This window comes from Bradyrhizobium cenepequi, from assembly GCF_020329485.1.
Lineage (GTDB): Bacteria > Pseudomonadota > Alphaproteobacteria > Rhizobiales > Xanthobacteraceae > Bradyrhizobium > Bradyrhizobium cenepequi.
On the sequence record NZ_JAGKJI010000004.1, the window covers coordinates 189,433 to 200,902 of the forward strand.

The 11,470-nt window shown below is 58.7% G+C and carries 7 protein-coding genes; 2 read left to right on the forward strand and 5 right to left on the reverse strand.

What is annotated here, in order from left to right; translation table 11 throughout:
* Window positions 1-13: 13 nt before the first annotated feature.
* The 5 genes from J6497_RS07870 to J6497_RS07890 form a co-directional block, all read right to left on the reverse strand.
* Window positions 14-1,516, reverse strand: a complete 1,503-nt coding sequence (locus tag J6497_RS07870) for an oligosaccharide flippase family protein (RefSeq protein WP_225703685.1) — start codon at window positions 1,514-1,516, stop codon at window positions 14-16.
* A gap of 51 nt (window positions 1,517-1,567) precedes the next feature.
* The gene (locus J6497_RS07875; protein WP_225703757.1) at window positions 1,568-2,629 is read right to left on the reverse strand and encodes a Gfo/Idh/MocA family protein; all 1,062 of its coding nucleotides are present in this window, start codon (window positions 2,627-2,629) and stop codon (window positions 1,568-1,570) included.
* A gap of 194 nt (window positions 2,630-2,823) precedes the next feature.
* Window positions 2,824-4,242, reverse strand: coding sequence for an HlyD family type I secretion periplasmic adaptor subunit (locus J6497_RS07880; protein WP_225703686.1), 1,419 nt, complete (start codon window positions 4,240-4,242; stop codon window positions 2,824-2,826).
* Window positions 4,239-6,461, reverse strand: a complete 2,223-nt coding sequence (locus tag J6497_RS07885; RefSeq protein ID WP_225703687.1) for a peptidase domain-containing ABC transporter — start codon at window positions 6,459-6,461, stop codon at window positions 4,239-4,241. Before J6497_RS07885 ends, J6497_RS07880 begins: the two co-directional genes overlap by 4 nt.
* The gene (locus tag J6497_RS07890; protein ID WP_225703688.1) at window positions 6,439-6,765 is read right to left on the reverse strand and encodes a hypothetical protein; all 327 of its coding nucleotides are present in this window, start codon (window positions 6,763-6,765) and stop codon (window positions 6,439-6,441) included. The genes J6497_RS07885 and J6497_RS07890 overlap by 23 nt, the downstream gene beginning before the upstream one ends.
* A gap of 659 nt (window positions 6,766-7,424) precedes the next feature.
* On the opposite strand from J6497_RS07890, the gene J6497_RS07895 reads away from it, so the two are divergent.
* Together J6497_RS07895 and J6497_RS07900 are read left to right on the forward strand one after the other, a co-directional pair.
* Window positions 7,425-9,752 carry a polysaccharide biosynthesis tyrosine autokinase gene (locus J6497_RS07895; RefSeq protein WP_225703689.1) on the forward strand — a complete coding sequence of 776 codons (2,328 nt, stop codon included), beginning with the start codon at window positions 7,425-7,427 and terminating at the stop codon, window positions 9,750-9,752.
* A gap of 255 nt (window positions 9,753-10,007) precedes the next feature.
* A complete protein-coding gene (locus J6497_RS07900; RefSeq protein WP_225703690.1) occupies window positions 10,008-11,180 on the forward strand; it encodes a polysaccharide biosynthesis/export family protein in 1,173 nt (390 codons plus the stop codon).
* Window positions 11,181-11,470: the final 290 nt, after the last annotated feature.

Consider the following 11,470-nt stretch of genomic DNA (forward strand, 5'->3'; position numbering starts at 1 on the left):
TCAAAAAGCGTCCTCAACAAGCATCGCGATCCGATCGGACGGCAGGAACCGCAACGGGGCCTTTCAGGCGCCATGCGCTGAGTAGCACCCTATCGGCCGCGGTCCTTACGAACGGCAACAACGGATGTTGCACAACAATCACTGCGGCAAGCCATGCTCCCGCCGCTACAGCAAAGGCAGCAAAGATGCCGGCCACCGACCCGATAACACCGTAATCGATAAGTGGCGCCCAGATCGCTGCCGAGGCGCCGCTACAGAGAGCTACAATGCCGCTCTTCCATGTTGCTCGGACAATGTCGGTCAACCGCAGATCGAGATGCCGGCCAACGAAGTAGATCGCCACAGCGGCCTGGAACGGCAAGGTTACCAAAGTTGACGCTGCTACCGCTTCAACACCAAAGAACGACGCGCCGAATATCAGCAGCAATGACGGCGGCAAAGAAATCAGTGACGAAATGAGCGCGTCGCGTACGCTGCCCACGGCGACGAGGACGGGATACGTAAGACAAGCCGCGAACAGCGAAAGATAGGCGAGGCACAGCACGCGCACCAGCGGAACCACCTCAAGCCAGGACTGTCCAAGCCAAACGGAGATAATCGGTTTGGCCATCACCGCCATCAAGATCAGAAATGGCCATTGCAGAGCCGTAAGGAGCGAAATCGCGTGGAGATAAATGCGTTTGAGGTCACCCCCCGCGTTTGTCTGCGCGCAGACGGCTGGCATGATCACGGGACTGATGACTTGAATAACCAGCTTGTCGAAGACCTGAGTGACGTTGGTAGCCCTGCTGTACAAGCCTACTGCAGCGAAATCCAGTACGCGCGCCAAGAACACTTGAGGCGCTGAATTATAGACCAGGTTGATCAAGACTACACCGCTCGAGTAGAGGCCGAACCGGACCACATCCAGGTAGCCCGCCAAAGATGGGATGAAGATTCGTACATCATCGCGCCTCGCGATCAGATACGCTGTCTGCGCGACACTTCCGACGATCATGCCCCAGATCGGCGCAAGGTAACTGTACCCCATCGCCGCCAGCGCTATCGACGCGACAACCGTCGCAAAATTTCCTGCTAGGTTGCTGGCGGCAATCTCGCCGAACTGCATATTTCGGCGAAGCAGTGCAACCATCGTCATCGAGAACGGCGTAACCACAAAATTCAGTACCGCAACCGAGATTCCGGCCTTTAGGGCGTCCTCGCCGAACAGCGTCCCCAATACGCCACCCAGCAAGTAAAGGGCCGCTCCGATTGCGACCGAGAGGCCAAAGGTGATCGTGAACGCGGTTCGGACGTTTTCTTCCGATAGTGACGCCTTCTGAATGAGATAATTGGCCCCGCCAAACTCTTGAGACGAGCCCGCAACTACCGAGGTGACAGCGCCGACGACCGCATAGATCCCGAACTCCTTGGGAGTTAGCAGCCTGGACAGAACCGCGGTCGAGACGAGGAATAGCAACAAGCTCGCATAGCGCTCGACCGCGGAAAACAAGATAGAACGTTGGACTGTGCTCATCGCGAACCAATCGATGGCTTATGGCCAGCTTGTTTCACCTGTTGCACGTCATCACGCCGTCGCCCTGACGCTCTCTCTGATCCGGCTCCGCCGCTGCAGCATGACAGGCTTGCCTTGCTCAGCGATTGAACGAGACGCGGCCTCGAGCACCTCGATCACCCGCAGCCCGGAAAAGCCGTCGGAGACCGGCGGCTTGCCGGTACGCACACAATCGATGAAGTGTTCTACTTCGTTCTGCAGCGCCTCCTTGGTCGAAATATTCGGCGCCCACATATCTCCAGCTCTGTAGCCAATTCGGAACTGGTGGGCTTTCTCGGATGATTCGTTCAGAGTGATGCCCTTATCGTAGACCTTGATCTTCTCGGTCGACTCGAGATCGTCATAGACAATCATCTTCTTGCTGCCGCCGACAAACGTTTGGCGGACCTTGATGGGTGATAGCCAGTTGACGCTCACGTGAGCCACGCACTTGCTGTCGAAGAACAGCGTGATATGGGCCATGTTCTCCGGCGTGCCGGCCACATGGCAAGATCCCGTCGCCGACACGGCCACAGGGTCCTCGTTCAGAATATGTTGGATGATGGAGACGTCATGGACCGCAAGGTCCCAAATGACGTTCACATCGCTCTGGAACAGTCCGAGGCTTGAACGCGTGCTGTCGTAGTAATAGATCTCGCCGAGTTCATCCTTCAACACCAACTCACGGATTTTCTGAACCGCCGGCGTGTAGAGGAAGGTGTGGTCGACCATCAAGGTCAACCCTCGCCGATCTGCCTCGTCGATAAGTCGACGCACCAGATCCGCGCTTGGCGCCAGCGGCTTCTCTACCAGAACGTGCTTGCCGGCCTTGAGAGCTGCAAGCGCCAACTCGTAATGCGTTCGGACCGGCGTGGCGATAGCGATCGCATCGATGCTGGGATCCTTGAGCAGGTCCTCGTAGCGGTTGGTCGTGGCCACCGCCGGGTAGAGGCGCGCGCTCGCCGCAAGCTTCGCGGGGTCGAGATCGGCGACGCCGACCAGCCGAGCGGATGGGTTACTGACGAAATTGCGTACAAGGTTCGGCCCCCAATAACCGTATCCTACAACGCCCAGTCCGATGCGACTATCTTGCATGAAATATCCTCGATTTCTTGAATAAGCGAACAGTGTTTGCGTTTCCGCAGCCAGCAACGTGTAAAGCTCTCGATGTTGAGTTCACCCAGCTCGACATCTGTGACGGCTCGTTCGCGACCACAGGCATCACCAGCCGGCAACTGGCATTGGATTCCAACCTCATGAAATGACCGACGTACAATTCGTGTCTGCGATTAGTACTCGCGGATAGCTTCATCGAATCCACGAAGTAATGGATAAAGGAAATAGGAGATCACGCTGCGCCGCCCGACCTTCATCTCGGCAGTCACCGCCATGCCAGGGATCAACTGAGCGCGCTCCGCCGGCAGCCGAAGGTGCGTGTCGGACAAGTCGACCAATACGCGATAATAGGGGACGGTCGTACGGTGCGCACCTTCGGCTTTCGGATCCGGGGAGAACGAGTCTTGACTGATGACGCGCACCTCACCTTTCGCAGTGCCATATTTCTGGAATGGGAAGGCGTCGAACTTGATCCGAACGGGCTGGCCGACCGAAACCTGGCCGACGTCCCTGCCCTCGACACTTACCTCGGCCTGCAGCGGCACGTCACGGGGGACGAGCACAAACAGCGTCTCGGCCTCGCGGACGACCGATCCGACAGTTCGGTTGGCGATCTCGAGCACAATTGCATCGGCCGGGGCCTTCAACATGATCAGTTTCCGGCGAAGCTCGGCTTTCTTGAGGTCTTCCGCCGCGCTATCTCGCTTCGCCAGCGTCTCGACGAGATCCTGATAAGCCGTCTTACGAAAGTCCTCCGCGAAGACTCGCTGGTCCGACTGAGACTTGTCGACGCGATGTGCATAATCGGCGATACTGCCGCGGACCCGCGCGAGATTGCTTTCCACATCGAGGCGAGCATCCCGCGAGAGCAGCAAATTGAGCTTCGAGCCCACTTCCTTGTCCATCAACATCGAGCGCATGGTCTCGATCGACTTCATCGTTTCGAGCCGCTGAACCAACACCGCCTCTTCGTTTTCCGCAGTCCTCAGGTTGGCCCGTGCTGACGCGATTTGCGCGTCGTAGTTCTGCATCTGCGCATCGTAAAAAGTCTTGCGCTGCAGGAACATCTTGCGCTGCAGCACTTCTTCGGCGTTGGCCGAGTCGCCGACGAGATATTCGTTGCCATCCAGTTCAGCTCTCAGACGGTCGATTGCCGCATTGAAGACGGCGACCTTACTGCTCAACTGGTCAAGATCGGCCTGCGAGAATGTCGGATCGAGCGTCGCCAGCAGGTCGCCGCGATCGACCCGGTCGCCAGCCTTGACGTGTATCTCGCGTATGACGGAGGTCTCCAGCGGCTGCACGACAATGTTCGGGCGTGTGGTGACCAGCTTGCCCTGGGCCGTTACGATCATATCGACCTGCGATCCCGAGGCCCAGCCGATTGCGGTGAGTATCAGAGCGAGGACGCAGTAGAGCGTCACGCGGGCAATGCGCGGCGGCGCGCGATTCTCGACCTCGATCGCATCGGACTGGAATTCCGTCACCACCGGCGGCTGGCGCTTGGCGGGCCTGAACAGCCCACGACGCCGCCGTTCGGTCGTTCGCGCCGGCGCGTTGGCATCGCCGCGAGATTTCTCGGGCTTGGTCATGCGATCTGCTTCGTCTGCTGGTTCCAGAGATGCCGGTAAATCATGCACTTCGAGAGCAACCGGTCGTGATGATCGACGTCGACGATCCGGCCGCGGTCGATCACCAGGATCTGGTTCGCGTCTGCAAGCATCGACAGCCGATGCGAGACGATAATGACGGTCCGTCCCTCGGCGATACGGCGCAGATTGCGCCGGATGATCATTTCGCTTTCGGAGTCGAGGGCGCTCGTTGCCTCGTCCAGGATCAGGATGCGCGGGTTGACGATGAGCGCCCTAGCAATCGCGAGGCGCTGCTTCTGTCCGCCCGACAGGTTCGAGGCATCCTCTTCCAGCATGGTGTCGAAGCCGCGCGGGAGCCGTTCGATGAATTCGTCCGCCCCTGCGAGCTGCGCAGCGCGGACGACCTCAGCAAAGGTCGCGTCGCGCTTCACGCAGGCGATATTGTCGCGAACCGTACCGCGAAACAGGAAATTATCCTGCAGGACCAATCCGAGATTTTGGCGCAGATGAGCGAGATCGAGTTCCCGCGAATCGTATCCATCAACGCGCAGCAGACCCTGCTGCACCGGATACATCCCGGAAATGAGCCGCGTTAGCGTAGTCTTGCCGGAGCCGCTTCGGCCGACGATCCCGAATATCGACCCCGGGGCGATCGAGAACGAGACGTCATCCAGCGCTGGCGCTCCCTCGGATCCGTAGCGGAACGAGACATTTTCGAACTCGATCTTGCCGGCGAAGTCGGGCCGCAGCCCCTCGCGATTGCCGTCCCGTTCGGGCTTCTGGTTCATCACCTCGCCCAGCATTTTCACTGCCAAGGCGACTTCCTGATATTCATGAACCATCGTCACCAGCTGGACCAGCGGTCCTGACACACGCCCTGCCAACATGTTGAAAGCGACCAGCGCGCCGATGGTCATCTCGCCGCTGAAGACGTCGAGCGCGCCGAGCGAGATGATGCCCAGCGTCATCATCTTCTCGAGAAATCCGGTGGCCGACTGGGCGGCGGCGGAGATCTTTTCGACGCCGAACCGCATCGTCACCGACTGCGCACAGCGATCGTCCCAGACCCTGCCCTGCAGCGGCTCCATCGCCAGTGACTTCACCGTGCGCATGCCGTGCACGGTCTCGACCAACAGAGCCTGCCGCGCGCCTTCCGCCTGGTAGAGATTATAGAGACGGCGCCGGAACGGTCCCATCAGAAGCGCAACGACCAAGCCGCTTGCGGCAGTGAAAGCCAGCACCATGCAGGTCAATTTGAGACTGTAGAGCGCCAGCACCGGGATGAAGACGAAGAGTGACAGCGCGTCGAGCGTGGTCAGGAACAGGCGGCCGGTCAGGAACTCGCGAATTCGCGCCGCCTGTTGCATGTGCTTTACCAGGACGCCGGCCGAAATGTGCTCAAAGAAGGTGACGGGTAGGCCAAGGAGGTGACCGAACGTCTTGGTTGCTACCCGGATATCGACCTTGTTGGTCGCATAGAGCAAAAGATAGCGCCGCAGAAAGCCGAATATCGCGTCGAACGCCAGCGCGGCAGTCGCACCGGCTGCCAACACATAGAGCGTGGTGAAGCTCTCGTGCACGAGAACCTTGTCGATGACGAGTTGGAAGAATATCGGTATCGCGAGCCCCAGTGCATAGAGCATGATGGCGGCGATCGCGACGTCGACGAAGAGGCGCCACTGGCGGCCCAGTTCAGGGATGAACCAGCGGAGCCCGAAAACCGGCCGACTATCCGACGCAAGCCGCTCACGCTTGATCAGGATGGCCTCACCCTCCCATCGGGAGCAGAAAGTATCCCTGTCAACGATCAGAGGCTCGTCTCGGCGCTCGGCGAGCGGGTCGAACACGCTAACAGCTTCTGCGCCATCGGCGCCCTGCCCTGCCCCGAGAACGACGATCCAGTTGCCATTCGAAAGTCGGGCGAGGGCGGGATAGGCCTCTCCGAGCCGGAAAAGCGCACCCCAGTCGAGCTGCGTGCGAGTCGCGCGCAGCCCGGCCTCCTTCGCGATGCGCAGCAGCCGAGTTGTCGAAACGGGGACCCCGTCGACAGCGTAGCTATGCTTTAGACGCTCGACTGGCAGATCGACGCCGTGATAGGCGGCGATCTTTGCGAGGCATTGAAGCTCGGTCCGCGCGACCGGGTGCACGGCCTCTTCGGCACTCGCAGGCGGAGGTTCCGCGACCGCGAGCTCGGTTTCAACGGAAATTGCTTGAGACATTCGGGAATCGTGAGCTGCCAGGCGGATCACGTTCCGCCGAAGTGGTCTGGGGCTGTCCGCCCGGTGTTTTCGGCGGATTGCGCCGCACCGCGCCAGCGTCGACCAATCCTTGCAGCGCGTTCTGCATCACCTCGACCGAGTTGGCGAACGACTCCACTGAAAAGATCAGCCTTTGCCGGAACACCTTTTTTGGTGCATTGTTGGCATCACGTTCGGTCGGCGAAAGGCTGAACAGATCGACACGGACGATCGAGCCGCCAATGGTGATCTCGTCCACTCCGTCAGTATAGAGTTCAGCGTGCATCAAAGCCTCCTATGCTGCCAACTTCGGCTTCAATCCGGCGTCGACTTGCAGCCAGGGGATCGACGCTTGCGATAGTCATTGTGCGACGTCCGCTCGGTCGAAAACCAAACGGGCCGCTGTTGCCGCGATAGCGCCTGGCCACCACGGACTGGCGGGCGACCGGAATGCGGAGAGTATAGAAGCCATCAAATGAACCGCTCGATTTTATCTTGGCATCTCCGACCACCCAAAATGGTCGATCCGGAAACCAGGCAATAAATAAAATCGCAGCAATTAAAAAGTCAATTAATTATAGCGCATTCCGCAAAATATATTATTCGCCATTATTAATCGGCCCATCTTGGTTCCCAAGCACGAAGCTCGGCGCTCGATCAAGAACTGGGCAATAAGCATGGATTTTCCTCAATAAAAACGCGATGAAATCGCCACGTCAGCGTCTCCGGGCACCAACATTTTTCTAATAAAATCCGCTAGCCGACACGTCGCCGACCAGCAAACACTCTCTCATAACCAACCAGTCTCAAACTAACCATTTCATTATTTAATTTGAACGAACGAACATTTTCTAGTATATTTATTTGAAAGCCTGGACATTCCGCGGCCTCACCAGACTTCTGCTGGCCCGGCAAATTTACAGGTGGCGGAGGCGAAAAAACCGAATGCTCCAGAGCAATATGCTGCAAACTGATAGAATCCGCGGCCTAGCCCAAGATCCTGAAGGAGAGGGCGGCGGTATCGGTGAACTCATTGATACCGCCTTAGCATTCCTGCGACGTCATTGCGTGGTAGTTGCTCTAGCGGCAGCACTCGGAACAACCTCCGGTTTGATCTACCTGCGGATCACGCCACCGACCTATACAGCCCAGGTCCAGGTGCTCCTAGAAAACGCCACGGCGCAATTCATCCAGCAGCAATCAGCCTTGGCCGAGCCGGCCTTAGATCGCAATCTCTTCGAAACTCAGGTGGAGATCCTCAAATCGAGAGGGATGGCGGTCCAGATCATCAACCAGTTTAATCTCGCCGATGACCCCGATTTTAGTCAATCGCCGACGTCGCTGTCCTCCATGTGGCAGCGCGTTCGTAGTGTATTTGGGTCGTCTCAATCGAACGATCCGCCACAGCCTTCGCGAATCGCGCCGCAGGACGGCATCATCACTGCGTTTCAGAATCGCGTTACCGTCAGCCGGATCAACCTTAGCAACCTCATCGACATCGGCTTTAGTTCAAGCAACCCAATACGGGCGGCCGAGATCGCCAACGCAATCGCGAGTGCCTATCTTGCCGACCAGGAGAAAGCGAGGCTGGAGACAAACCGCCGAACAAGGGACTGGATGCAGGAAAGGCTTCGGGAGCTCGGAGGGCAGGCGCTCGCGGCAGAACGCGCGGTCAGTGCCTACAAGTCCAAGAACAATCTCGTTTCCACGGGAGGAAGGCCGATCGACGAGCAGCAGGTCTCTGAGCTCAACAGCCGGTTGGTCGCTGCTCGCGCGCAAGCGTCCGAGGCGTTGGCCAAATTGAACCGCTACGAGGCCATCCTGGACGCCAATCCGGCGAACTCATCATCGATCGGCAATCTGGACACCGCGGGCGCCGATGCACTCAGCAGCCCCATTATCAACAGTCTTCGCCAACAATATCTTGAACTCGAACGACGCGTCGCCGAATGGGGACCGCGTTTTGGCCGCGACCACTCCGCGGTTGTCAATTTGCGCAATCGTATGCGTGAGGTCCGAGGCTCGATCCTCGATGAAGTCAAGAGGTATGCAGAGACGAGTCGAAGTGAACTCGAGGTGGCCAAGCAGCGACAGCAGGAGATTGAGAAGCAACTATCCGAGGCGGTAGAGCAGTCGCGATCGACCAACATGGCTGAGATTACGATCCGCGAGTTGGAGAGCAAGGCAAAAAGCTTGCGCAGCCTGCACGATACATTCCTGCAACGTTTTGTCGGCACAACTCAGCAGGAAAGTTTTCCCATTGCGCAGGCCCGGGTGATGTATCCGGCCATGCCACCGCAGAGCAAGAGCAAACCGAAAGGCGCTTTGGTCATGGCGCTAAGTCTATTCGGTGGACTTGGGCTGGGCCTGGGGCTTAGCCTGTTCAGGGAAGTGATGGATCGCGTATTCCGTACGTCCGCGCAGATCGAGTCGGTGCTCGGATTGCCTTGTCTGTCGCTGGTGCCGGCGCTGCGGGCGGAGAAGCCGTTGACCTCAAGCACAGCGTCATGGAACTCCGGCCCCGACATGCGGCAACGAAAGATCTCCGCAGGTTCGACATTTCACAGGACCATCGTCGGCAAGCCATTATCTCGGTACGCCGAGTCAATCCGCACAATCAAACTCGCCATAGACCTCAATCCCAGCAAAGCCTCCAATCAGGTGATTGGCATCACCTCGGCCCTGCCGAACGAGGGCAAGACGACGATCGCAGCCTCGCTCGCCCAGCTTATGGCTCATTGTGGCAAGAGCGTCATCGTCGTCGATTGCGACCTCCGAAACCCGTCGCTTTCCGCCAGCCTCGCCACAAACGCGACCACGGGCATCGTAGACATCATCAACCACGGGAGGCAGATCGACGAGGTAATCTGGCGGGATCCAAAAACAAATCTGGCATTCCTCCCCGCCATCAGCCTGACACCGGTTCTGCACACCAGCGAGATGCTGGCAGCGGATTCGATGCGTAAGCTCTTCGAGCAGCTGCGATCGACGTATGATTATGTCATCGTCGATCTTCCACCGCTGACCCCCCTGGTCGATGTCCGTTCGACGACCAGCTTCATCGACTGCTACGTGCTGGTGGTGGAATGGGGACAGACGAAAGTTGAGGTGGTCAAGCACGCGTTGCACACCGCCCCCAATATCCACGAGTGCCTGATCGGAGCGGTTCTCAACAAGACCGACATCAAGATGATGACTCGCTACGACACGCACCGCAGCGACTACTATCGGGATGATCACTACATCCGTTATGGGCTGACCGGCTCCAACTGAACGGATTCGACCCCTCTGCCTACGAGTGGCGCCCCCCGCCAAACTATGTTGCATATCGGCAACAAGCGCCGGTTGCGTTCAGGTTGACGCAATGATTCCCTAGCCTGAATCATTCATTAATGTACTTTACCTATACTCTACCAGGTCGACTTGGGGATATTCACCATTATTGCGCTGCAAACATGCGGGAGGATCGCTGCTGGTCTCCTGGCGCTATGTTGCGCCGGGTGCATCATGACGCCCGGGTCCGGCCCGTTGGCGACCGATGTCCGAACGGCGTCGGAAGGACTTGAGCCCGCCGCCCTCCCCTACGCCCTGGTCAAGCTGACGCCTGAGGTTGTCGAGGTTCTCGGCCGCTATACACCAAGGCTGTCCTCGGCCTTTGCCGACAGGGCGCCGGCGAAGTCGTTCCGCTTCGGCATAGGCGACACGGTCAGTATCACCATCTTCGAGTCTGCAGCCGGCGGGCTGTTTACGTCGGAGGCCGGCGTCCGCGCCGGCAACTTCGTCACCGTTCCAAACCAAGCGGTGGACGAGAGGGGCTATATCGCCGTTCCGTACGCCGGCACGATCCGGGCGTTGGGCCGCACCCCCTCGGAGATCCGAGATGACATCACCGACAAGCTCAAGGGCCGAGCCCTTGAACCGCAAGTCGTCGTGGCCGTGGCCGAGCAGAACACGTCCCTTGTCAGCGTGCTTGGCGACGTACGTACGGCAGGCCGCTTTCGCGCGAGCCCGTCCGCCGAGCGCATCATCGATGCCATCGCCCGCGCCGGCGGACCTGTCACGCAAGGCTATGACATGTGGGTGTCGCTCGAGCGCAAGGGGCACCGCGCAAGCGTCCCGTTTGGCGCATTGATGTACGAGCCTTCCAACAACATCTATGTGTTGCCGAACGACGTCATCTATCTCTACAGCCAGCCGCAGACCTTCGTCGCGTTCGGCGCCTCCGGCCTTCAGGGGCAATTCAAGTTCGATGCGTGGCGCATCTCGCTGGCCGAGGCAGTAGGCAAGCAGGGTGGCATGAACGACGGATTGGCCGATCCGTCGTCCGTCTTCCTGTATCGCGGTGAGACGCGCGAAGTGGCCCAGCAAATGGGCGTCGATTGCAGACCCTTTAAGGGCCCGATCATTCCCATCATTTATCTGATCAATTTCCGCGATCCTTCGGGTTATTTCCTCGCTCAAACTTTCGAAATGCGGAACAAGGACGTCATCTACACGTCCAACTCCCCTATCGTCGAGACCACCAAGTTCCTGAATTTCCTGCGAACGATCATGGCCACGGCAAACGACCCGATCATCTACGCGACCAACGGCTACGCTCTCAAGGCCGCCACCGCGGGCCAACCAAGCACGGTGATCACGACACCGACGCCAATTACTTCACCATCGGTCACAGTTACTACACCAGCGATCGCTCAGTGATACGACGGGCTTACGCCGGCGACGCTGCAGGCACGGCATGATCTCCAAGGGAGATCATACGTGATCAGGAGGCTCTGGGCCAGCGATGCCGAGCAAAGAAAGCCTGCTTCCAACTGATTGCGTGCGGATCTGCGATCTAATTCTCGACGATTGGAATCGGTGAGCCGGAAGCGCGCGCGAGCCTGGATGCGCCGCGGCGCCGCGCTCACATCGAGAAGTTGGATCGCTTGGCCCCCACCGCCCTAAGGCGGACGCGATCAGAGTGCGCTCGAGGAACGATCACACATTTA